Source organism: Streptomyces capitiformicae (genome assembly GCF_002214185.1).
Classification (GTDB): Bacteria; Actinomycetota; Actinomycetes; order Streptomycetales; family Streptomycetaceae; genus Streptomyces; species Streptomyces capitiformicae.
In genome coordinates this window covers 10,841,010-10,863,809 of sequence record NZ_CP022161.1, presented here as the reverse complement: position 1 = coordinate 10,863,809, position 22,800 = coordinate 10,841,010, and the positions used below count along the sequence as shown (strand labels likewise).

The window sequence follows — 22,800 nt, the reverse complement described above, 5'->3', positions numbered from 1 at the left end:
ACGATGACACTCGCCGTCCGTTACACAGCCGCTCGTACCTTGGACACGGCTGCCGTACTCAGTGCGCGGCCCGGTCCGGGTGAGGTGGAGCTGGCTCCCGCCTTTGTCGGTATCTGTGGCACCGATCTGCACATCTTCCACGGTGACATGGACGCCCGGGTCCATACGCCCGCTGTCCTGGGGCACGAGATGTCCGGCCGTGTCGTGCGGGTCGGCCCTGGCGTGGAGGGCTGGGAGGCCGGGGACGCGGTGACCGTGATGCCGCTGCGCTGGGACGGCACCTGCCCGGCCTGCCGAGCCGGCCACCAGCACATCTGCCAGCAGCTGGACTTCATCGGGATCGACTCCCCGGGCGCGATGCAGCAGCGCTGGACCGTGCCCGCCTCGACGCTCATCCGGCTGCCCGAGTCGCTGTCCCTGGACCGGGCCGCGCTCGTCGAGCCGACGGCGGTCGCCGTGCACGACGTGGGCCGGGCCGAGGTCGCCGAGGGCGAGAAGGTGGTTGTGGTCGGCGGCGGCCCGGTCGGCATTCTGATCGCGTTGGTCGCGCGGGCTGCGGGTGCGAAGGTCCGGGTGGTGGAGCTGAGCGCCCACCGTCGGCTGCTCGCCGGGGAGCTGGGACTGACGGCCTGGGACCCGATGGCGGCCGACGTACCGGGGCTGGTCGGGGAGTGGACCGGGGGCGCGGGGGCGGACGTCGCCTTCGAGGTGTCCGGCGCGGCGGGTGGTGTGGACACGGCGGTCGATGTGCTGGGCGTGCGCGGCCGGCTGTGTCTGGTCGCCATCCACCCCCGGCCCCGTGAGGTGAACCTGCACCGTTTCTTCTGGCGCGAACTCACCCTCGTCGGTGCCCGGTTGTACGACCGGTCCGACTTCGAGCGCGCCGTGGCCTTGGTCGCGGACGGCACGATCCTGGCCGAGCGGCTGATCAGCAAGGTCGTGCCGCTCACGCAGGCGCCGGCCGCTTTTGAGGCCCTGGAGGGCGGCGGTGATGTGATGAAGATCCTCGTGGACTGCACCGACGACACTCAGGGAGCCGCCGTATGACCCCCTTCGACCTCACCGGGAAGCTCGCGGTCGTCACCGGGGCCCGGCGTGGCATCGGACGGGCCATGGCCCGCGCGCTCGCCGAGGCCGGCGCGGACGTCATCGGCGTGAGCGCCTGGCTGGAGGAGAGGGGCAGTGCGGTGGAGAAGGACGTCGTCGCCGCGGGCCGCGCCTTCGAGGCGATCCGTACCGACTTCGCCGACCCCGCCGCGGTACGGGCCCTGGGCGCGGACCTGGCCGGGCGGGAGCGGCCGGTGGACATCCTGGTCAACAACGCGGGCACGATCCGCCGCGCCCCGGCCGCCGAACACGCCGATGATGACTGGGAGTTGGTGCTTCAGGTCAATCTCAGTGCGCAGTTCGCGCTGGCCCGTGCGGTGGGCGCGTCGATGGTGGCCCGCGGCCAGGGGAAGGTCATCTTCACGGCGTCGCTGCTCAGTTTCCAGGGCGGTATCACCGTTCCCGGCTACACCGCCGCCAAGCACGGCATCGCCGGTCTGACCAAGGCGCTGGCCAACGAGTGGGCGCCGCGGGGGGTGAACGTCAACGCCCTCGCGCCCGGTTACATCGCCACCGACAACACCCAGGCCCTGCGGGACGACCCGGTGCGCAGCAAGGCGATCCTGGACCGTATCCCGGCCGGCCGCTGGGGCGACGCCGACGACCTGGCGGGCGCCACGGTGTTCCTCGCCTCGGACGCGGCCCGCTACGTCCACGGCGTCGTCCTGCCCGTCGACGGCGGATGGCTGGGCCGATGACCGACACCGACCTGCCCCGCGTGCTGGCCGGCGCCCGCGTGCTGCCGGTACTGACCGTGCCGTCCGTCGCGACCGCCGGCCCGCTGGCCGACGCGCTCGCGGCGGGCGGTGCCCGGTGCGCCGAGGTCACCTTCCGCACACCGGACGCCGAGCTGGTGGTCAAGGCCATGGCCGCCCACGGTGGCCTGGTCGTCGGCGCCGGCACGGTCCTCACGCCCCAGCAGGCGGAGCGGGCCGTGGCGGCCGGGGCCCGCTTCGTGGTCTCGCCCGGCTTCGATGAGGAGGTCGTCGCGAAGTGCCGGGAGCTGGGGGTGCCCGTGGTGCCCGGCGTCGCCACCGCCACCGAGCTGATGCGCGCCCTGAAGGCGGGCCTGGACACCGTGAAGCTCTTCCCCGCCGAGCCGCTCGGCGGCCTTCAGACGCTGCGAGCGCTCGCAGCACCCTTCCCCCGGACGCGCTTCGTACCGACCGGCGGTATCGACGCCTCACGCCTGGCCGCCTACCTCGCCCACCCGGCGGTTCTCGCTGTCGGCGGCAGCTGGATGGCCACCCCCGACCACCTGGACCGGGGCGACTACGGCGAGATCCGCCGGCTGACCGCGCAGGCGGTGGAGAGGAGCATGACGTGATCGACGTGGTGGCCCTCGGCGAGGTGATGCTGCGCTTCGACCCGGGCGAGGGACGCATCCGCACCGCCCGGTCCTTCCAGGTCTGGGAGGGCGGCGGCGAGTACAACGTCGTACGGGGACTGCGGCGCTGCTTCGGCCTGCGCACAGCCGTCGTCACCGCGCTCGCCGACAACGCGGTGGGACGGCTGGTCGAGGACCTGATCCTCCAGGGCGGCGTCGACACCTCGCTGATCCGCTGGGTGCCCGCCGACGGCATCGGCCGCACCACCCGCAACGGCCTCAACTTCGTCGAACGCGGCTTCGGGGTCCGTGGTGCGCTGGGCGTCAGCGACCGCGCGCACACCGCCGTCTCCCAGCTGCGCAAAGGGGACGTCGACTGGGACACCGTGTTCTCGGCCGGGGTGCGCTGGTTCCACACCGGCGGCATCTTCGCGGGCCTGTCCGACACCACCGTCGACGTCGCGGACGAGGCCATGGCCGCCGCCCGCCGCCACGGTGTCACCGTCTCCTACGACCCCAACTACCGCCCCAGCCTGTGGGCCGGCCGTGGCGGCGCCGACCGCGCCCGCGAGACCGATCTGCGCCTTGCCCGGCAAGCCGACGTCGTGGTGGGCGCCCTGGGTCTGGCCGGGACGTACCCGGGCGACGTGCGGGTCAGCGCCGACGAGGTGCCCGACGCACTCGCCTCCGTCGCCGTCCTCCTGCCCGACACGAAAGTGCTGGCGACGACCCTGCGCGAGGTCCCCTCGGCCGGGATCAACGACTGGTCCTCGGCCGCCTGGTCCGCCGAAACCGGCTTCCTCACCGGACCACGGATGCCCGGCCTGCAGGTCCTGGACCGCATCGGCTCCGGCGACGCCTTCGCCGCCGGCCTGATCCACGGACTGCTCGACGGCGCCGGCCTGGAGCGCGCCCTGGCCTACGGCACCGCCCACGGCGCCCTCGTCATGACCACGCCCGGAGACGTCTCCATGGCCACGCTCGCCGAGGTCGAGGCGCTCATCGCGGGCGGATCGGCCCACGTCAGACGCTGAACCGGCGCCCCATCGCCCCTCAACGGACAACAAGCACAGACGGTCGACCTCCCCACCTACGCCTTCCAACACCGCCGCTACTGGCTGGAGAAGACCACCCCGACCTCCGCTCCGACCCTCGACCCCCGACAGTCCGTCGACGCCCGATTCTGGGAGGCGGTTGAGCGGGAGGATCTCGAAGCGCTCGCCGAGACTCTGCGGCTGCCCGGCAGCGAACCGCTGGCCGAGGTCCTGCCCGCCCTGTCGAACTGGCGCAAGCAGGAAGCCACCCGCTCGGCGATCGACGGCTGGCGCTACAAGGTCGTCTGGAAAGCGGTCGGCCGGAGCACGGAGTCCCCGCGGCTCGCGGGCAGTTGGCTGCTCGTCGTCCCGGCTGAGTACGTCGGAGCTACCGACACCGACCTCACGTCCTCCCTTTCCGAGGCGCTGGCCGGCCACGGAGCCGACGTACATGTGCTCAGGCTGACGTCGAGCCACGCCGATGCCGGTGCCCTTGAGGGGGCGCTGGGCGAGGTGTTGGGCGGAGTGTCCAAGCCTCTCGCCGGTGTGTTGTCGGTGCTGGCTCTGGATGAGAGTCCGTTGCCGGGCCATCCCGTGCTGCCGGTCGGTGCGGCGCTGACCGTGCGGCTCTTGCAGGCGCTCGGGAGGGGCGGGCTGAGTGCACGGTTGTGGTGTGCCACTCGGCGGGCGGTGGCTGTGGGTGACGGGGAGCACGTCACGGGGTCGGCGCAGGCGGCCGTGTGGGGGCTGGGCAGGGTCGCCGCGCTGGAGTTCCCTGAGCGGTGGGGCGGGCTGGTGGATCTTCCCGAGCGGTTCGAGGGGCCCCGGGACGCCGCTCGGCTCTGCGCCGTGCTGGCGTCGTACGGCGACGGTGGTGACGGTGGGAACGGTGGTGACGGTGGTGACGGCGTGGAGGACCAGGTCGCCCTGCGCGGCCACGGCACCTTCGTACGGCGTCTCGTCCCCGCGTCCCCGTCCGGCAGCCCGTCCGGCAGCGTGCGATGGACGACTCGTGGCACGGCCCTCGTGACCGGGGGCACCGGTGCGCTCGGAGCGCATGTCGCTCGTTGGCTGGCGGGCTGTGGGGCGGAGGATGTGGTCCTGGTCGGGCGCCGTGGTGCGGTCGGCGATCCGGAGCTGGTGGAGTTGGAGGCCGAAGTCGCCGCCTCGGGCGCCCGGTTGAGCGTGGTGGCCTGTGATGTGGCGGACCGTGAGGCGCTGGCCGGTCTGCTCGGCTCCCTGCGTGCGGAGGGGCGTACGGTACGGACGGTCGTGCACGCGGCCGGTGTCGGTACGCTCGGGGCGCTCGACGAGCTGAGCCTCGCGGAGTTCGCCGAGGTCGCGGCGGGCAAGGTGGCCGGGGCCCGGCATCTCGTCGATCTGCTCGATCCGGCCGAGACCGACGCGTTGGTCTTCTTCTCATCGATCTCCGGGGTGTGGGGCGTCGCCGACCACGCGGCGTACGCCGCCGCCAACGCGTCCCTGGACGCGCTGGCCGAGCGTGCCCGCCGTGTGCACGGGCTGCCCGCGCTGTCGGTGGCCTGGGGTCCCTGGGACGGCGGTGGAATGATCGCCGAGGACATGCGTGACCCGCTGCGTCGGCGCGGTGTCCCCGTCATCGCGCCGGAGCCGGCGATGGTGGCGCTGCAGGACGCGTTGGATCGCGATGAGACGGTCGTTGCGGTCGCCGATGTCGACTGGGCGCGGTTCGTCCCGGTCTTCAGTACGGCACGGCCCGCACCGCTCATCGCCGACCTCGAACCGAAGGGCGACGCCGTCGTCGGTGCCGGGGCGGTTCGTGGGGGCGGCGAGGCGGACAGGCGCGGTGAGGGGGGTGCCGGGTCGACGCTCGCCCAGCGGCTCGGTGCGCTGCCCGCCGCCGAGCGGGACCGCTTCGTGCGGGATCTCGTCAGGGCCGAGGCGGCTGCCGTGCTCGGGCACGCGTCGGCGGACGCGGTGGACGCCGGGTACGCGTTCAAGGAACTCGGTTTCGACTCGGTGAGCGCCGTCGAGCTGCGCAATCGCCTCAATTCCCGTACTGGGCTGAAGATCCCGACGACCGTGGTCTTCGACCATCCCACTCCGACCGCTCTCGCCGCGTACCTGCGCGAGCTGGCGCTCGGCGACGACGCGGCTGCGCGGCACGACAGGGACTCGGACTCCTTTGCCGTCACGGCCGGTGGGCCCGGCGGCTTCGTCGACGACGATCCGATCGCCGTCGTCGCCATGGGCTGCCGTTATCCGGGCGGTATCTCCTCACCCGACGACCTGTGGCGGGTCGTCACCGCCGGGGAGGACCACATCACCGGTTTCCCCACCGACAGGGGCTGGGACACGACCCGGCTGTACGACCCCGACCCGGACCGGCACGGCACCAGCTACGTCCGCCACGGCGGGTTCCTGCACGACGCCGGGGAGTTCGACGCCGCCTTCTTCGGGATCTCACCGCGTGAGGCGGCGGCCATGGATCCGCAGCAGCGGCTGCTCCTTGAGACGTCGTGGGAGACGCTGGAGCGGGCCGGCATCGACCCGAAGTCCCTGCGGGGCAGCAGCACCGGCGTCTTCACGGGGCTCACCGACCAGAACTACGGCACCCTCCTCACCCGTGGCGCGGCCGACGGCACCGAGGGCTACCTCGTCACCGGCGGCTCGACCGCGGTCGCCTCGGGCCGGGTCTCGTACGTCCTCGGCCTGGAGGGACCGGCCGTCACGGTCGACACCGCGTGCTCGTCGTCACTGGTGGCCCTGCATCTGGCGGTCCGGGCGCTGCGGTCCGGTGAGTGCTCGATGGCGCTCGCGGGGGCCGCGATGGTCATGGCGGACCCGGCACCGTTCGTGGGCTTCAGCCGACAGCGGGGGCTCGCTCCTGACGGACGCTGCAAGCCGTTCGCCGAGGCCGCCGACGGGTTCTCCCTCGCGGAGGGTGTGGGTGTGCTGCTCGTCGAGCGGCTGTCCGACGCCCGCCGCAACGGCCACCCGGTCGTCGCCGTGATCCGCGGTTCCGCGATCAACCAGGACGGCGCCAGCAACGGGCTCACCGCCCCCAACGGACCGTCGCAGCGACGCGTCATCCGCGCCGCCCTCGCCGACGCCCGTCTCACCGGCGGTGACGTGGACGTCGTCGAGGCCCACGGTACGGGCACCCGGCTCGGGGACCCGATCGAGGCGCAGGCCCTGCTCGCCACGTACGGGCAGGACCGGCCGGACGACCGGCCGCTTCTCATCGGCTCGGTCAAGTCGAACATCGGGCACACCCAGACCGCGTCCGGTATGGCCGGCGTGATGAAGATGATCCTGGCGATGCGGCACGGCCTCGTGCCCGGCACACTGCACGTGGACGCGCCGTCGTCGCATGTGGACTGGTCCGCGGGCGCGGTGTCCCTGGTGACGGAGGCAGTTCCGTGGCCTCTGGCCGAGGGGCGTCCGCGGCGCGCGGGTGTGTCGTCGTTCGGGATCAGTGGGACCAACGCGCACGTGGTGCTGGAGGAGGCGCCGCGTGGGGCGGATGTGCCCGACGCCCGGCCTGCCCGGCCAGCGCATCCGCACCCCGCCCGGACACCACCCACGGCACCACACCCCCCTCGGCGAACACCGAAGCGGCGGTGTCGTCGTCGGTGGTCTCCGGTACATCGGGACGGCCTGGCGCCTCCTCCAGCACCACGTGCGCGTTCGTCCCGCTCACGCCGAACGACGACACACCCGCGCGGCGGAGGCGCCCCTCGGTCTGCGGCCACGGCACGGGCTCGGTCAGCAGGGACACCGCACCGGCGGACCAGTCGACGTGCGGGGTCGGCTCGTCGACGTGCAGGGTCTGCGGCAGCACACCGTGGCGCATCGCCAGCACCATCTTGATGACGCCGGCGACACCGGAGGCGGCCTGGGAGTGACCGATGTTGGACTTCAACGAGCCGAGCCACAGGGGCCGTTCGGGGTCCCGGCCCTGGCCGTACGTGGCGAGCAGCGCCTGGGCCTCGATGGGGTCGCCCAGGGTCGTACCCGTACCGTGTGCCTCCACCGCGTCCACGTCCGCCGTCGAGAGCCCGGCACCGGCCAGGGCCGCGCGGATGACCTGCTGCTGGGCGGGGCCGCTGGGGGCACTGAGGCCGTTGCTGGCGCCGTCCTGGTTGAGGGCGGTGGAGCGGATGACGGCGAGGACGGGGTGGCCGTTGCGGCGGGCGTCGGACAGCCGCTCCAGCAGGACCATGCCGGCGCCCTCGGCGAGGCCCATGCCGTCGGCGGCCTTGGCGAACGCCTTGGAGCGGCCGTCCTTGGCGACGCCCCGGGTGCGGGCGAAGCCGATGAAGCCGATGGGCTCCACCATCACGGCGACCCCGCCCGCGAGAGCCATCGAGCACTCGCCGGAGCGCAGCGCCTGGACGGCCATGTGCAGGGCGACCAGTGACGACGAGCAGGCCGTGTCGATGGTCACCGCGCTGCCCTCAAGACCGAGGGTGTAGGCGATACGGCCGGACAGGACGCTGGTCGCACTGCCCGTGACGATGTGGCCCTCGACGCCCTCGGGCAGGTTGTCGAGGCCGCCGAAGCCCTGGTTGGCGGCGCCGACGAAGACACCGACGGGCGTGCCGCGCAGGGTCTCGGGGACCAGCCCCGCCTGCTCCAACGCCTCCCACGACGTCTCAAGGAGCAGCCTCTGCTGCGGGTCCATGGCGATCGCCTCACGCGGCGAGATCCCGAAGAAGCCGGCGTCGAAGTCACCGGCGCTGTGCACGAAGCCGCCTTCGCGGGCGTAGCAGGTGCCCTCGCGGTCCGGGTCGGGGTCGTAGAGGGCGTCGAGGTCCCATGCCCGGTCCTCGGGGAACGCGTCGATGACGTCGCGGCCCTCGGCGAGGATGCGCCACAGCTCCTCGGGGCTGTCGGCGCCGCCCGGGTAGCGGCAGCTCATGGAGACGATGACGATCGGGTCGTCGTCCGCTGCGGGACCGCGCGCCGTCCCCGCCACGGACGACGGGGCGGGGACGGGGAGGGCGTCGGACCGTCCGACGAGTTCCTCGCGCACATGCCGGGCCAGCGCGGTGACGGTGGGCCGGTCGAAGATCACGGTGACCGGCAGCCGCAGGCCGGTCGCGGCGTTCAGCCGGTTGCGCAGTTCGACGGACGTCAGCGAGTCGAAGCCCAACTCGCGGAAGGCACGGCCGAGTTCGATGCTGCCCGGCGAGCTGTGGCCGAGCACTCCGGCGACCTGGGCGCGCACCAGATCCCGTACGACCTGATCCTGTTCCTCGGCCGGCAGGCCGCGCAGCCGCGAGACGAGACCGGTGTTCTCCGTGTCCGAGGCGTCCTGACGGTGGCGGTCCTCCTCGGCGCGCAGCAGTGCGGCGACCTCGGGTACCTCGGTGAGCAGGGGACGGGGGCGGGCGGCGGTGAAGACGGGGACGAAACGGTCCCAGTCGATGTCGGCGACGGCGATGAAGCACTCGTCGCGGTCGAGGACCTGCTGCATGCCTGCGACGGCGAGCGCCGGGTCCATGAAGGGGATGCCGCGCCAGCGCAGCTGCTCCTGGACCACTTCGAGGCCCATGCCGCCGCCCTCGTCGCTCCAGATGCCCCACGCGATCGACGTACCGGCCAGACCGCGTGCCCGCCGGTGCTCGGCGACCGCGTCGGCGTAGGCGTTGGCCGCCGCGTAGGCGCCGTGGTCGCCGCTGCCCCAGACCCCGGCGACGGAGGAGAAGACGATGAACGCGTCCAGCCGGTCGTCGCAGAAGACCGCGTCCAGGTTGGCGACGCCGCTGAGCTTCGCCTCCGCCCCGTCGGCGAACTCCTGGAGCGTCGTCGTGGCCAGCGGGATGAGGATGCCGACGCCCGCGGTGTGGACGACGGTACGGATCGGCGGCCCGTCGGCCTCGACCCGCTCCACGAGCGCGGCCAGCGCGTCCCGGTCGGCGATGTCGCAGGCAACGATGGTGACACGGGCGCCCAACTCGCCCAGCTCCGCCGCCAGTTCGGCGGCACCGGGGGCGTCGGGCCCGCGGCGGCTGAGCAGCACCAGGTGCTCGGTGCCGTTGCGGGCGAGCCAGCGGGCCGTGTGGGCGCCGAGGCCACCGGTGCCGCCGGTGATCAGCGCCGTACCGCGCGAGGTCCAGGTGCGGTCGCTGCCGTCCGTGGAGCCGGCGGGCGTGCGGACCAGTCGGCGGATCAGGACACCAGTGCGGCGGATGGCGACCTGGTCCTCGCCGCCGGTGCCGCTTCCGGCTCCTGTGCCCGTTCCCTTTTCGGCTCCGGCTCCGGCTCCAGCTCCGGCGAGGATCCCGCACAGTCGGTCGGCGGTGCGCTCGTCGGGCGTCTCCGGCAGGTCGACGAGGCCGCCCCAGAACTCGGGGTGCTCCAGCGCGGCGACCCGGCCCATGCCCCAGGTGCCGTTCTGCACCGGGTTGCGCAGCGGATCGCCGGCACCGGTGGTGACGGCTCCGCTGGTGGCCAGCCACAGCGGAGCGCGTACGCCGCTGTCGCCGCACGCCTGGATCAGCGCCAGCCCGGCCACGAGACCCGCTGCGAGGCCGGGCTGCTCGGGGTGCGGCTGCTCGTCGAGCGCGAGGAGGGAGAGCACCCCGCCGAACTCGTCGGCACCGGCGTGCCGCGCCGCCTCAGCGAGCAGCGCGGTCAGCCGCTCCCGGTCGATGTCCGCCGCGTCCACGAACAGCGGAGCGGTCTGCGCGCCATGCGTGGCGAGCGCGTCGAGACAAGCCTGTACAAGCGGCTCCCCCGCGTGGCTCGCCGGAACGACGACCAGCCAGGTACCGCTCAGCGCGGCGGCACCGGTACCGGCCAACGGCCGCCAAGCCACGCGATACCGCCAAGAGTCGATGGTGGCCGAGGCCCGCCGCCCCCGCCGCCATGCCGACAGCACCGGCAACGCCTCGGCCAACGCCTCCTGCCCGGCACCCTCGGCGACATCCAGCGCCCCGGTCAACGCCTGAAGATCCTGCCCCTCGACGGCCGCCCAGAACTCGGCGTCCGCCGTATCCTCCCCACCCCCGGCCACGCCAGTGAGCTGCGGCAACGGCGGCTCGAACCAGTACGGGCGGTGTTGGAAGGCGTAGGTGGGGAGGTCGACCGTCTGTGCTTGTTGTCCGTTGAGGACTGCGGTCCAGTTGACGGGGATGCTGTTGAGTTCTCAAGGAACGGACGCTTCCTTTGTACTCACCCAAGCTACTCTCGGGCTTTCCTCCGGGCGCTTCCCTTCGGTGTTTCCAATCTTACCAGATCCGTTTCCCGTTCCGTTCCCGGTCGGAATTCATTTCCGGTGGCCGTTGGAGGGCCTTGCCTAATTGATTGCCTTGCGGCTTTCTTTCGGCGAGTCCGACTTTATCAGAAGTTTTTGACCGAACTGACCGGCCGCTCATTCCTGAACCATCGGGTGGGGCTCACTCGAGAATCACATTCACGAGAAGCCGACAGATTTTCGCGGTCGTCCTGGGGCATCCACCTCCAGGCAACTGTGTAAATCTACCTCCCCACACGCGCCGTGTCAACAGCTCTTGCGGGAACGAAGAGGAGACTAACAGCCCGGCAGGGGTGTCCGCACATCAGGCGGCCGTGGGCACCGCGGCGCTGCGTTCGTGCTCCTCGACGTCGCCTGTGTCGCCGGCCCGCGCGGCTCGGCCGCCCAGGACGTAGACGTACGCGAGGAAGGCGAGCTCGGCGAGGACGCCGATGCTGATGCGGGCCCAGGTGGGGAGGCCGGACGGCGTGACGAAACCTTCGATGGCGCCGGACACGAAGAGGACCAGCGCCAGGCCTATCGCCATGCCCAGGGCGGCTCGCCCCTCCTCGGCCAAAGCCGAGCGGCGGGTTCGGGGGCCGGGGTCGATGAGCGTCCAGCCGAGGCGTAGGCCCGTGCCGGCGGCTACGAAGACGGCGGTCAGTTCCAGGAGGCCGTGCGGGAGGATCAGGCCGAGGAAGACGTCGAGGCGGCCGGCTGAAGCCATGAGGCCGATGCCCACGCCCAGGTTGAGCATGTTCAGGAGCAGGGTCCACAGGACCGGTAGTCCCAGAAAGATGCCCAGGACCAGGCACATCGCGGCGGCCTGGGCGTTGTTCGTCCATACCTGGGCGGCGAATGAGGTGGCGGGATGGCTGGAGTAGTACGTCTCGTACTGGCCGCCGGGGCGGGTCATCTCGCGCAGTTCGTCGGGGGCCGCGATGGTGGCCTGGACCTCCGGGTGTGTGCCGATCCACCAGCCCAGGAGGATCGCCACGAGTGTGGAGAGGAGAGCTGTGGGGACCCACCAGTGGCGTGAGCGGTAGACCGCGGCGGGGAAACCGTGGGTCAGGAAGCGGGTGACGTCGCGCCAGGAGGCTCGTCGGGTGCCCGTCACGACGCTACGCGCGCGTGCCACCAGTTGGCTCAGGCGGCCGGTGAGCTGAGGGTCGGGGGCGCTGGACTGGATCTGCGAGAGATGGGTGGCCGTGCGCTGGTAGAGGACGACGAGTTCGTCGACCTCGGCACCATTGAGGCGGCGCTGGCGGCGGAGCAGGGCGTCGAGACGGTCCCACTCGGCGCGATGGGCGGACACGAAGACATCGAGGTCCATCGGGTTTGCTGCTCCTCGTCCCTCTCGTACTGCGTGTCAGCTTGTCGTACAGGTAGTACTACGGCGCTATGTGCTCTCAGCTTGGCAGACTGGCCGGTCTCGGGGCAGGTCAGGGATGAAACCGGAAGGACTACGGGCGTGAGTGAGCTTGTGACTGGTGAGGCGGTGGCGCTGGAGCTGCGTCCCGCGAAGCTGCCGAGCCGTGCGCTGGCCGTGTTGCTCGACCTGATCGTGGCCATGACTGTCTACATCGCGGTGACGCTGGTCCTGGCCGTGACGGCGGCCGGGCTGGACGAGGCCGCGCAGATGGCGATATCCATCGCGGCCTTTCTGCTCCTGTTGGTGGGCGGGCCGATCGCGGTGGAGACGCTGAGTCATGGGCGTTCGCTGGGGAAGCTGGCGTGCGGGCTGCGGGTGGTGCGGGACGACGGTGGGCCGATCCGGTTCCGGCACGCGCTGGTGCGCGGTGCGGTCGGGATGGTCGAGATTCTGATGACGGTCGGGGTCGTCGCGTGTATCGCCTCGCTCGTGTCGGCGCGGGGACGGCGGCTGGGTGACGTGTTCGCGGGGACGCTGGTGGTGCGAGAGCGGGTGCCGGCGGGGCGGGCGCCGTTCGTGCCTCCGCCGCCGCCCTGGCTGGTGGGGCGGTTCTCCGGGCTCGACCTGTCGGCGGTTCCTGATGGTCTGTGGTTGGCCATTCGCCAGTACCTGACGCGGATGGGGCAGCTGGATCCGTACGTCGGTGGGGCGATGGCGGAACGTCTCGCCTCGGACCTCGCGGCGCATACGGGGACTCCGGCGCCGTATGGGGTGCCGGCGGGCGCGTATCTGGCGGCCGTGGTGCATGAGCGGCAGGCGCGGGAGGCGCGGCGGGCGTTCGGGGGCGCGGCGGGTGTCAGTGGTGCGCCGGTTGTGCCGAGTGCGCCGGGGGCTGCCGCGGGAGGGGGCTTGCAGGGTGCGCCGGTCGGTGGGCCGGGGTGGGGCGGGCCGGTGGCGCAGCCTCCCGTGGCCTCGGGGTATGCGCCGCCTGGGGGTTCTGCCGCGCAGGTTCCGTCTGCGGGGGCGTCAGGGTATGTACCGCCGTCGGGCCCGTCCGGATACGTATCGCCTGTGGGAACCGTCAGGGCGGCTCCCGGTGAGGGCGCCGGTGCGGGTGCTCCTGGGGCTCCGGTGGTGTCCGAGGCGGGGCAGGAGCCGCCGGTTGAGCGGCCGAGTACCGGGTTCGCGCCTCCTGCGTGAGTCCGCGTTCTTCGAACGTCGGGCGGGAGTCGGTGTCAGTCGAACGTCGACGGCGGTGATTCGAGGTGTTCGAGCTCGATTCCGGGTGCCGCGAGGACGACGTCGCCGGAGATGTGAACGGTGTGCTGCTCGCCTGTGTCCAGGGCTGTGACCTGGTATTCGTCCACGGTCAGGGGGTCGTTGTCAGTGGCGTGTGTTTGTCTTGCGATCAGGGCCCAGGACTGGTCCACGGTGCGCGGGGCGAGGACCGGGTCGGTGAAGGCGACGAGGCGTACGCGGGTTGCGGGCGCGGAGGAGGTGAGGCGCAGGAGGCGGGCGGTGGCGATGAGGAATGCCGGGGAGGTGCCGGTGAAGGCGTGGGCGCGGACATTGCCTTCGGTGGCATGCGTGCCGGTGGGGTCGGCGCGGACCCAGGTGACGCCGTCGAGGGCGGCGCCGCGGACCTGCCAGCTCGCGGTGTGGAGTTCGAGGCGGATGGGGCGGCCGAGGTCGTCGAGGGCAAGGTCGACGGAGCCGGCGGGGTCGCCGGAGGGGGTGGTGACTTGGGAGACATAGCGCCAGCCGGACGGGCCGGGCGCGCAGTGGAAGTGTTCTTCGGCGAGGAGGGTGTGGTCGTGGGTGTCGTGAAGCGAATACCGGCCGCGGGGCATGGGCGTCCTGGGTCTTGACGGGCTGATCCGGCCGAGGGGCGGTGTGGGGCCGAACGGACAGGCCCCCGGCACGGGGGTGCGGGGGCCTGTCCGGGAGCCGCTGTGCGAGTGCGTCAGCGCACCGACGTGCTCAGCGCGTGCGGCGGCACCGGCTCATTTACGACCGTGCCGCGGGCTCGCGTACGCAGGTCGGCGCCGACCTGCGTACGGTGCCTCGGCGTCGTGGGTGATCAGTAGCGGTAGTGGTCCGGCTTGTACGGGCCCTCGACCTCGACGCCGATGTACGCGGCCTGCTCGGGACGGAGGGTCGTGACGACGAGGCGTCCCATCGAGGGACCGGGCGAGGCCGGCGCGGCGGACTCGGGGGAGGTTCGGGGCGGCGGAGGCGAGTTCTCCTGCGGAGCTGACGTCTCCTGCGGCGGCTGTGTCTGTGTCATACGGAGAATCTCGCGCGGACGTCAGGGGGCGGACCATCCGGCAGGCTTCGGTAACGCCCCCGCCGACCGGCGGGTACCGCCCTGCCGATTGGCGGAGTCTCCTCCCCGGCCGGTCGGGTGCGGCCGGATGGCGGTCTTCTTCAGCCACTCGGCGGGGGTGGACCCGACGGTTGCCGGATGGGCGCGGGGACGCCGGGCTTCCAGGCTGGAGGCATGACACACCGTGCGCGACACAACGAGCGTGAGGACTTCCTCGGATCATCGGCAGACGTACCGGGCCGCGACGCCACGCCTGGCAGGGGCGAGTTTCTGGAGTTGCTCGGTCTGGCGCTGGCGGCGGGCGCCTTCGTTCTGCTCGTCGTCCGTCCTGAAGTCTCCGAGGCGTTGGTGCACGCCTTCGCCACGGGCACAGCCGGACTCGTCCACTGACCCGAAACATGCTCACGCGACCGAAACGTGCTCATGCGACCGAAACATGCTCGTGCACTGGTGTGCCGGACCGCTGATGCGGTGCCCGGCACACCGCAGAAGAAAGGAACTTCGTGAACACCGCATCCGCCCCGACGACGGATGAGACGTCCCCGTCCGCCCGAGAGACGCTCAAGGCACTGGGCGCGTACGTCCGGCCGCACCGGTGGGCCGTCGCCCTCGGCCTGCTGTGCGCCCTGGTCGGGGCCGCCGGAGGGCTGCTGCAGCCGCTGGCCACGAAGGCACTGGTGGACCGGCTCGCCGCCGGTGAGACCATCGCCGGGATCCTGATCGCGCTCACCGCGCTGGTGCTGGTGGGTACGGCGGTCGAGGCGTTCGGCGCGTATGTGCTGGAGCGGACGGCGGAGTCGGTGGTCCTGGCCGCGCGGCGCACCCTGGTGGGGCGGTTGCTGCGGCTGCGGATCGCGGAGTTCGAGCGGATCCCGCCGGGCGATCTGATGTCCCGGGTCACCTCGGACACCACGCTGCTGCGGGCGGTCAGCACCCAGGCGGTCGTCTCCGCGGCCACGGGCGCGGTGTCCTTCGTGGCGGCGATCGTGATGATGGCGTACCTGGATGTCGTACTGCTGGGTGTGACGCTCGGGGTGGTCGTGCTGGTCGGCGGGGCCGTCGTCCTGGTGATGCCGAAGATCGCGCAGGCCACCGAGCGGGCGCAGGAGGCGGTCGGGGAGATCTCCGTAGCGCTGGAGCGGTCTCTCGGAGCGTTCCGCACGGTCAAGGCGTCCGGCGCCGAGGAGCGGGAGACCGCCCAGGTGGAGGCGGCGGCGCGGCGGGCGTGGCGGCACGGCGTGAAGAGCGCGAAGTGGGAGTCCGTGGCGGGCTCGGCCGACGAACTCGCCGTCCAGCTGGCCTTTCTCGCGGTGCTCGCGGTCGGCGGGGCGAGGGTGGCGTCCGGGGACATCCCCGTGTCCACCCTCATCGCCTTCCTGCTGTACCTCTTTTATCTGATCGAGCCGGTGTCCACGCTGGTCGAAGCCGGGTCCTCCTATCAGGAGGGGGCGGCCGCGCTCTCCCGGATCGCGCAGGTGGAACGCCTGGCGACGGAGCCGGTAGACCGGCGGACGGGCGCCCTGCCCGGGCAGAAGGCAGCGATGCCGGGTCCGGCGTCGGTCCGCTTCGAGGACGTGTCCTTCCACTACCGGGCCGGCCTGCCGAATGTCCATACGGGGGTGAGCTTCGAGGTGCCGGGCACTGGGATGACGGCCTTCGTGGGCCCCTCGGGCGCGGGCAAGTCGACGGTCTTCGCGCTCATCGAGCGGTTCTACGAGGCCACCGGCGGCCGGGTCCTGGTCGACGGCAAGGACGTGCGGGACTGGTCACTGCCCCAACTGCGGTCCGTCATCGGGTACGTGGAGCAGGACGCGCCCGTGCTGGCCGGCACTCTCAGGGAGAACCTGGTGTTCGCGGCGCCCGGCGCGACGGACGACGACATCCACGACGTCCTGGCCCGGACGAAGCTCGACACGCTCGTCGACCGACTGCCCCACGGCCTGGACACCCCGGTCGGACACCGCGGCTCGAAGCTGTCGGGCGGCGAGCGGCAGCGCATCGCCATCGCCCGAGCCCTGCTGCGCAAGCCCCGGCTGCTGCTCCTTGACGAGGCGACCTCGCAGCTTGACGCCGTCAACGAGCTGGCGCTGCGGGACGTCGTCACGGAGGTGGCCCGCGAGACCACCGTGCTGGTGGTGGCCCACCGTCTGTCGACGGTGACCGGCGCCGACCGGATCGTCGTGATGGACGCCGGCCGGGTTCGGTCGGTGGGCACCCATGAGGAACTGGTGGTCCAGGACCGGCTGTACGCGCAGCTGGCGGCCACCCAGCTCCTGGCCCCCACGCGATGACCCACCACACGTAGGGTTGTCCGGTCGTCAACTACCATTGCCGGCCGGACAACCCCACGTACCGACACCCACAGAGACCAAGACCGCGAAAGGCCCTGTATGCACGCCGAGTCCGCCATCCGTTTCAGACCTGCGGTCTGGGACTGGCTGGCCCAGCCGACTGCCCTGTTCGGCGGCGTGTATGGGCTCCTGGTGTCGAGTTCGGCCGTCGCCGCGCTCACCCAGTCCGGCGAGACGACCCGAGCGGCACGCATGGACGACGCCCTGTGGGTCCTGTTCACCGCCCTCGCCTCGGCCCTGGCCCATGGTTACGCCCACCAGATCGCCTACCGCGACGCGCAGGGACGTCCCGGCGTGCGGGGTGTGGTGCGTGCCGTGCTCGGCGAATGGCCGCTGGTAGCGGCGGCGCTGCCCACGACACTGCTGCTGTGGGGGGCGGGCCTTGGCTGGTGGCGCTCGGCAGGCATCGAGTACGTCGCCTTCGGCATCAACACCGTCCTGCTGCTGGGCTGGGGCGTGCTGGCCTCACGGGCCGCGGGCCGCACGTGGGGGCGAGCCGTCATGATCGGCTGTGCGGACGCGCTCCTGGGAGTGGCCGTCGCTTTGGTCAGCACCCTGCTGAAGTGACGGCGACTTGTCGCAGACGCCGGTGAGGAGGGTGTGGCCGATGTCGCTGAGTCGTACATCGGCCCTGCCCGGTCTCCGCCAGACCGCTGACGCAGACCACAGGCGTCGGTGAGCCCGCATGCGAGATCCACGCTGATCAGCCGACCGACCAAGGATTCAGCACCCTCATGAAGGGGCCATCGGGAGGGTACGACCGCTGCCAAGGCATGGCCACGCCGACGTGCACGTCCAGCCACCACCACGGCATGTTGAATCGTGGCCGCCTGGGACGCCTCGTCAAGCTCCCGTCGTCCACCCGTGGCCGAGGCGGGAACAAGGGCTGTCAGCGCTCGTGCCGGCCACGGACCACGAGTTGGCCTCGTGAGCCGGCGCAAGCCGACGGGACAGCATGAGCTGCTGGTCGGTCAGTCCGTGCTGAGGGGAATCCGCATCCGCACCTGGTAGCCGCCCTCCGCGGTCGGGCCCGACTCCAGGGTGCCGTGCAGGATGTCGGCCCGTTCCCGCAGGCCGACCAGGCCCTGCTGTGAACCGGGGAGGGAGAGGGAGGGGCGCGTGGGCGTGGTGTTGGTGACGGTCACTCCGATGCTGTCGCCGTCCTGCCACAGCTGGACGCGGGCGACTGGACCACCACCTACCCCGCCGACACGGCACACCAAGTACCCCTGCCCACCTACGCCTTCCAGCGTGAGCGGTTCTGGCCGCTCGAGCAGCGGCTCGACGTTGTGAACGGTGCGAAGAGCGAGGTGGACGCGGACTTCTGGCGGATCGTGGCGGAGACGGACCGTGAGCAACTCGCCGATGAACTCGGTGTGGGGCAGGGGTCGTTGGATGCCGTGCTGCCCGCCCTGTCGTCCTGGCGGGAGCGACTCAACGAGCAGTCCGCGCTGGAGCGTTGGCGTTACAAGGTGACGTGGACGCCGGTCACCGGAGCGACCGGTACCGACGTGGCCGAGTCGGCCGGAACCTGGCTGGTGGTGACCCCCTCCGACGGTTCCGCACAGGACTGGACGGACGCCTCGGTCCGTCGGCTCACCGAGTCCGGGGCAGCGGTCGTCCGCCTGGAGGCCGATGCCCTCGGCGCCACCCGCGCTGAACTGGCCGACCGGATACGGGATGCCCTGGCAGGGGCGGACGACGCCCCCACAGGCGTACTGTCGCTGCTCGCCCTGGCCCAGGACACCTCCGTGACGCAGGTGTCGGCCGGTGCCATCGGCACCCTGACGCTCGCCCAGGCACTCGGTGACGCCGGGATCCAGGCCCCGCTGTGGTGCCTGACCCGGGGTGCGGTCTCCGTCACTCCCGACGATGACGTCGATGCCGACCAGGCCCAGGTCTGGGGCATGGGCATCGTCGCGGCGCTGGAGCACCCCGACCGTTGGGGCGGCCTCATCGACGTACCGATGAAGCCCGGGACCGCCGACGAATCGGACGTATCGATGGCGGGCGCACCGCAGTCACACGAGCAGCGCGTCCTCGACCGCCTCGTCGCCGCACTCGCCGGTCTGCCGGCCGAAGGGCAGGTCGGGGGGCAGACCGGTGCCGCGTACGAGGACCAGCTCGCCATCCGGTCTTCCGGCCTCTACGCTCGCCGCCTGACCCGCGCCCCGCGACCGCGGAGCGCCGCCACCTCTGCCGCCAAGTGGCAGGCCCGTGGCACCTACCTCGTTACGGGGGGAACCGGTGGTCTCGGCGGTCGGCTCGCCGCAGATCTGGCCCGTTCGGGTGCCGAACACCTCGTACTGATCAGCCGTAGCGGCCCCGACGCCCCGGCGGCCCCGGCAATCCGCGCCGAACTCGAGGAGCTGGGCGCCCGGGTGACCATCGCCGCCTGTGACGTCGCCGACCGCGCGGCGCTGGCCGCACTCGTCGCGGACCTCGACGCGGACGAGTCCGCCGGGTCCGGGATCCGGGGCGTGGTGCACGCGGCCGGCGTCGGGCAGCTAGTCGAGCTGGCGGCGATGGACGTACCGGAGTTCGCGCGGGTCGTCGCGTCGAAGGTGTCGGGCGCCCGTAACCTCGACGAACTGTTCGGTGACCGTCCGCTGGACGTGTTCCTGTGCTACTCCTCCATCTCCAGCGTCTGGGGCGGCGGCGGGCAGGCCGCGTACGCGGCGGGCAACGCCTACCTGGACGCACTGGTGCGAGGGCGACGCCGTCGCGGTGTGACCGGCACCTCCGTCGCGTGGGGCGCCTGGGCCGAGGCAGGGCTGGCCACCGGCCGTACCGGGGAGGACCTGCGGACCCGGGGTGTTGTGACCATGGCAACCGAACTCGCCGTCGAAGCACTGCGCCAGGCACTGGCGGACGACGAGACGGAGCTAATGGTGGCCGACATCGACTGGGAGCGATTCGCCCCCGTGTACACGATGTCCCGCCCCAGCCCGCTGTTCCTTCAACTCGCCGACGCCCAGCGAGCCTTGATGGCGACCTCGGCGGCCGACACCGAGGAGCAGGGTGCGGAGCGGCAGCGGCTCCGGGACACCCTGACGGCTCTGCCGGCCCCCGAACGGCTGCGGAAAATCACGGAGTTGGTGCGTACCCATGCCGCACTGGTCCTGGGCCACACGGCATCGGACTCAGTGAAGAGTGAACGGCCCTTCCGTGAACTGGGCTTCGACTCCCTGACCGCGGTCGACTTCCGCAACCGGCTCGGCGCCGCCACCGGCCTTGCCCTGCCCACCACCCTCGTCTTCGACCATCCGACTCCTGACATCCTCGGCCGTCATCTGCTCGGTGAGTTGCTCGGCGACGGGCCGGACGCGACGGCCGCCGAACCGGTCTTTGCCGAACTGGGCAAGCTGGAACTCGCCTGGTCCGCCGCGGCCACCGACTTCGACGCCGAGACCCGGTCGAGCATCACCGCTCGCCTCCAGGCACTCGTCGCCCGCATGGCCGACGCCGGCCAGGGTGGCTCGGCCCTCGCCGGCTCCACTGGTACGGGTTCGGCGGCGGGCCTCGGCCCGGACGTCGAGCTGCTCCTCGACGGAGCCTCGGACGACGAGCTCTTCGATTTCATCAGCAAAGAGCTGGACTGACCTCTCCTCCCTACTCACCCAGTACGTCTCCTGTTCAGGGAAGCACGGCCTCGCGTGGTCCCTTATTCACGCATACATCATGACATCACGTATTTCCCTGAACTCTCCCCCTTTTCTTTGCGGTTCTCGCACCCGGTGCGATCGAGCTCCCTGAGCGACCGCGCCCTGCGCGACGGAGGTTGACTGACATGTCGAACGAAGAGCAGCTTCGCGAACACCTGAAGCGCGTCACGGTGGATCTGTACAAGACTCGCCTCCGGTTGCGTGAGAACGAGCAGAAGGCCCAGGAGCCGATCGCCATCGTGGCGACCAGTTGCCGGTTCCCGGGTGGGGTGACCTCGCCCGAGGAACTGTGGACCATGGTGGCGTCGGGCGGCGACGCGATATCGGAGTTCCCCGCCAACCGCGGCTGGGACCTGGAAGGGCTTTACCACCCGGACCCGGAAAACCACGGCACGTCGTACACCCGTCAAGGTGGATTCGTCTACGACGCCGATGAATTCGACCCCGCCTTCTTCGACCTGAGCCCGCGTGAGGCGCTGGCGATGGACCCGCAGCAGCGGCTGCTCCTGGAGGCATCGTGGGAGGTCGTGGAGCGGGCGGGCATCGAAGCCGGCTCGCTGCGCGGCAGCCGTACCGGCGTTTTCGTCGGGGCCTCCATCCTCGGCTACGGATCCGGATTGGACGAAATCCCGGAGGGTGCCGAGGGTTACCTGCTGACCGGCACTGCGGCCAGCGTGCTCTCCGGCCGGGTCTCGTACACCCTGGGCCTGGAGGGCCCGGCGGTGACCGTGGACACCGCGTGCTCGTCGTCCCTGGTCGCGCTGCACCTCGCCGTACAGGCCCTGCGGGCGGCCGAGTGCGATCTCGCGCTGGTGGGCGGCGTGGCCGTGATGTCCACGCCAGGGGTGTTCGTGGAGTTCTCGCGGCAGCGGGGACTCGCCGTCGACGGCCGGTGCAAGGCGTTCGCATCGGGCGCGGACGGTACGGGCTGGGGCGAGGGCGCCGGTGTGCTGCTGGTGGAGCGGCTGTCCGACGCGGTACGCAACGGCCATCAGGTGCTGGCGGTGGTGCGGGGCAGCGCGGTCAATCAGGACGGTGCGAGCAACGGGCTGACGGCTCCGAATGGTCCCTCGCAGCAGCGGGTGATCCGGCAGGCCCTGGCCGCCGCGGGTGTTTCTGCGGCTGAGGTCGACGCCGTCGAGGCACACGGCACCGGGACCCGGCTCGGTGACCCGATCGAGGCGCAGGCGCTGCTGGCGACGTACGGCAAGGAGCGCAGTGCGGACCGGCCGCTGTGGCTGGGCGCGGTGAAGTCGAACATCGGGCACACCCAGGCCGCCGCGGGTATGGCCGGTGTGATCAAGATGGTGGAGGCGATGCGGCACGGCGTGCTGCCCGCCACTCTGCACGTCGATGAGCCGTCGGATCAGGTCGACTGGTCGTCCGGCACTGTCCAGCTTCTGACGGAGGCGCGGGAGTGGCCGGAGGCCGATCGATCTTGGTTGTGCAGCTCCGCTACAACTACCGGGCCTACCCGGACGCCGCACAGCGCCGTGCGCTGGCCAGTGCGTTCGGGTGTGCCCGCGTGGTGTGGAACGACTGCCTGCGCGACCGGAAACAAGCGCACGCGGCGGGGCTGCCGTATGTGAAGTCGGCCGAGCTGTCCCGGCTTCGCATCACCCAGGCCAAGCGCATCGAGGAACGCGCCTGGGAGTAACTGTCAAATCCTGTGGATCATCGCGGAGAACCTCAAGCCAGCTGGAGCCATTGATCGAGGACTGCGAAGTCCTGGTCGGTGAGGCCGCGGGACGACGCGACGCGATGGAGGATCGCCTGGGCGGGGTGGTGGGTGGATACCCAGTCTCGGTCGGCGTCGGTCATCTCGTCGTCGACCCAGGCGAACGGGCGTCCGTCCGCCCAAGGCCCGGCTCGTCTGGCTGATCGCCGGACTCACCCGGCGGCCGGGCACGGTGCCATACCGGCAGGCGGTGCCGGACGGTCCGTACGAGGCGCTCGCCGCACGCCTGTACGACGGCCGGGTCATCGTCGTCACCCAGCCCACCGGCAGGCCGGTGCCCGACCTCGTGTCGTACGCCCCCGAAGTCCCCGCCTCACGCGAACAGCCCGGCTTGCCGCTTCGCCGCCCCTGACCAGTACTTCAGCGCTACGGTTATCCGTAGATCGGCCCTGGTGCCGCCCTCCCCCCCCGTGGGGCGGCACCAGGGCCGTCTACGTACTCACCATCGGCGAGCTGCTCAACTTCAAGGGGTTCGGCCACGGCCTGCCGGCCGATGGAGATCGTGATGGACCATCTCCTGACCGGCGGCGGTGCGGACGGAATGGACGCGTCAAGGTCGTCCCTGTCCAGGTGGTACGTGGCGACGAACCGCGCGCGTGGACGGACATCCACGCGGCGATCGTGGACCTGCTCGCGGGGCATCTGCCGGCAACGGACC

At 71.6% G+C, this 22,800-nt stretch carries 13 protein-coding genes and 6 pseudogenes; 13 read left to right on the top strand and 6 right to left on the bottom strand.

Annotated features, from left to right (window positions below; genetic code table 11):
- Positions 1 to 3 precede the first annotated feature (3 nt).
- The 5 genes and pseudogenes from CES90_RS48600 to CES90_RS51535 all read left to right on the top strand — a co-directional run.
- Positions 4 to 1,047, top strand: coding sequence for a zinc-dependent alcohol dehydrogenase (locus CES90_RS48600; protein WP_208921785.1), 1,044 nt, complete (start codon positions 4 to 6; stop codon positions 1,045 to 1,047).
- On the top strand, positions 1,044 to 1,805 hold the full coding sequence (locus tag CES90_RS48595) for an SDR family oxidoreductase (protein ID WP_189786881.1): 762 nt from the start codon (positions 1,044 to 1,046) through the stop codon (positions 1,803 to 1,805). The genes CES90_RS48600 and CES90_RS48595 overlap by 4 nt, the downstream gene beginning before the upstream one ends.
- Positions 1,802 to 2,434 carry a bifunctional 4-hydroxy-2-oxoglutarate aldolase/2-dehydro-3-deoxy-phosphogluconate aldolase gene (locus CES90_RS48590; protein ID WP_189786880.1) on the top strand — a complete coding sequence of 211 codons (633 nt, stop codon included), beginning with the start codon at positions 1,802 to 1,804 and terminating at the stop codon, positions 2,432 to 2,434. The genes CES90_RS48595 and CES90_RS48590 overlap by 4 nt, the downstream gene beginning before the upstream one ends.
- Positions 2,431 to 3,468, top strand: coding sequence for a sugar kinase (locus CES90_RS48585; protein ID WP_208921783.1), 1,038 nt, complete (start codon positions 2,431 to 2,433; stop codon positions 3,466 to 3,468). The genes CES90_RS48590 and CES90_RS48585 overlap by 4 nt, the downstream gene beginning before the upstream one ends.
- A gap of 12 nt (positions 3,469 to 3,480) precedes the next feature.
- Positions 3,481 to 7,032 (top strand): annotated as a pseudogene (locus tag CES90_RS51535) (SDR family NAD(P)-dependent oxidoreductase); the annotation flags it as partial.
- On the opposite strand, the gene CES90_RS51530 reads toward CES90_RS51535, so the two are convergent.
- Positions 6,923 to 10,489: an SDR family NAD(P)-dependent oxidoreductase gene (locus CES90_RS51530; RefSeq protein WP_408646654.1), complete on the bottom strand. Its 3,567-nt coding sequence runs from the start codon at positions 10,487 to 10,489 to the stop codon at positions 6,923 to 6,925. The pseudogene CES90_RS51535 and the gene CES90_RS51530 overlap by 110 nt on opposite strands.
- 526 nt (positions 10,490 to 11,015) lie before the next feature.
- On the bottom strand, positions 11,016 to 12,023 hold the full coding sequence (locus tag CES90_RS48570) for a stage II sporulation protein M (protein ID WP_189788798.1): 1,008 nt from the start codon (positions 12,021 to 12,023) through the stop codon (positions 11,016 to 11,018).
- Between the two features lie 138 nt (positions 12,024 to 12,161).
- On the opposite strand from CES90_RS48570, the gene CES90_RS48565 reads away from it, so the two are divergent.
- Positions 12,162 to 13,262, top strand: coding sequence for an RDD family protein (locus tag CES90_RS48565; protein WP_189788797.1), 1,101 nt, complete (start codon positions 12,162 to 12,164; stop codon positions 13,260 to 13,262).
- 35 nt (positions 13,263 to 13,297) lie between these two features.
- Here CES90_RS48565 and CES90_RS48560 read toward each other — a convergent pair whose 3' ends face one another.
- On the bottom strand, positions 13,298 to 13,912 hold the full coding sequence (locus tag CES90_RS48560; protein ID WP_189788796.1) for a hypothetical protein: 615 nt from the start codon (positions 13,910 to 13,912) through the stop codon (positions 13,298 to 13,300).
- Between the two features lie 230 nt (positions 13,913 to 14,142).
- Positions 14,143 to 14,226: pseudogene (locus CES90_RS52375) on the bottom strand (adenosylhomocysteinase); the annotation flags it as partial.
- A gap of 336 nt (positions 14,227 to 14,562) precedes the next feature.
- Here CES90_RS52375 and CES90_RS48550 point away from each other — a divergent pair.
- The 3 genes from CES90_RS48550 to CES90_RS48540 all read left to right on the top strand — a co-directional run bounded on the left by CES90_RS48550 (position 14,563) and on the right by CES90_RS48540 (position 17,306).
- Positions 14,563 to 14,778: a hypothetical protein gene (locus CES90_RS48550; protein WP_189784323.1), complete on the top strand. Its 216-nt coding sequence runs from the start codon at positions 14,563 to 14,565 to the stop codon at positions 14,776 to 14,778.
- 113 nt (positions 14,779 to 14,891) lie between these two features.
- Positions 14,892 to 16,679, top strand: a complete 1,788-nt coding sequence (locus tag CES90_RS48545) for an ABC transporter ATP-binding protein (protein ID WP_189784324.1) — start codon at positions 14,892 to 14,894, stop codon at positions 16,677 to 16,679.
- 99 nt (positions 16,680 to 16,778) lie between these two features.
- Positions 16,779 to 17,306 (top strand): hypothetical protein, encoded by a 528-nt coding sequence (locus tag CES90_RS48540; RefSeq protein ID WP_189784325.1) that lies wholly within the window; start codon positions 16,779 to 16,781, stop codon positions 17,304 to 17,306.
- Between the two features lie 404 nt (positions 17,307 to 17,710).
- On the opposite strand, the pseudogene CES90_RS48535 reads toward CES90_RS48540, so the two are convergent.
- Positions 17,711 to 17,932 (bottom strand): annotated as a pseudogene (locus CES90_RS48535) (ATP-binding protein); the annotation flags it as partial.
- Between the two features lie 96 nt (positions 17,933 to 18,028).
- Between CES90_RS48535 and CES90_RS48530 the strand changes: the two are divergent.
- The 3 genes and pseudogenes from CES90_RS48530 to CES90_RS51085 all read left to right on the top strand — a co-directional run.
- Entirely contained in the window at positions 18,029 to 20,341 is a 2,313-nt protein-coding gene (locus CES90_RS48530) for an SDR family NAD(P)-dependent oxidoreductase (protein ID WP_208921781.1), read from the top strand.
- A gap of 188 nt (positions 20,342 to 20,529) precedes the next feature.
- Positions 20,530 to 21,837 (top strand): annotated as a pseudogene (locus CES90_RS48525) (type I polyketide synthase); the annotation flags it as partial.
- An 11-nt stretch (positions 21,838 to 21,848) separates the two neighbouring features.
- A pseudogene (locus tag CES90_RS51085) lies at positions 21,849 to 22,055 on the top strand (helix-turn-helix domain-containing protein); the annotation flags it as partial.
- 38 nt (positions 22,056 to 22,093) lie between these two features.
- Here the strand turns inward: CES90_RS51085 and CES90_RS52555 are convergent.
- Positions 22,094 to 22,264: pseudogene (locus CES90_RS52555) on the bottom strand (HAD domain-containing protein); the annotation flags it as partial.
- Positions 22,265 to 22,332: 68 nt separating this feature from the next.
- On the opposite strand from CES90_RS52555, the gene CES90_RS48520 reads away from it, so the two are divergent.
- Positions 22,333 to 22,494: a hypothetical protein gene (locus CES90_RS48520; protein ID WP_189788470.1), complete on the top strand. Its 162-nt coding sequence runs from the start codon at positions 22,333 to 22,335 to the stop codon at positions 22,492 to 22,494.
- The last annotated feature ends 306 nt before the right edge of the window (positions 22,495 to 22,800 follow it).